Source organism: Citrobacter sp. TBCS-14, assembly GCF_005280805.1.
Lineage (GTDB): Bacteria > Pseudomonadota > Gammaproteobacteria > Enterobacterales > Enterobacteriaceae > Citrobacter > Citrobacter gillenii.
In genome coordinates, this window is sequence record NZ_SZWM01000531.1 from 1 (window position 1) to 204 (window position 204).

Annotated in this window: 1 pseudogene; it reads left to right on the forward strand. The window is 37.7% G+C overall.

Features of this window, described 5'->3' with window-relative positions:
- Nucleotides 1–110: 110 nt before the first annotated feature.
- A pseudogene (locus FDX22_RS31400) lies at nucleotides 111–204 on the forward strand (carbamate kinase); the annotation flags it as partial.

The following is a 204-nucleotide window of genomic DNA, read 5'->3' on the forward strand; positions in this document are numbered from 1 at the left end:
ATTAATTATCGAGTTATTTTTGTAGATATTTTACTTGTCGCTCCCATCACATAATAAAGGTAATAAAACGTTATTTTGACCGCGAGATAATTTGCATAATGAGGTCATCAATGAAAAAGAGAATTGTCATTGCTCTTGGCGGTAATGCGTTATTACAGCGCGGAGAAATTTTGAGCGCAGAAAACCAGCGGCGGAGCATTCAGG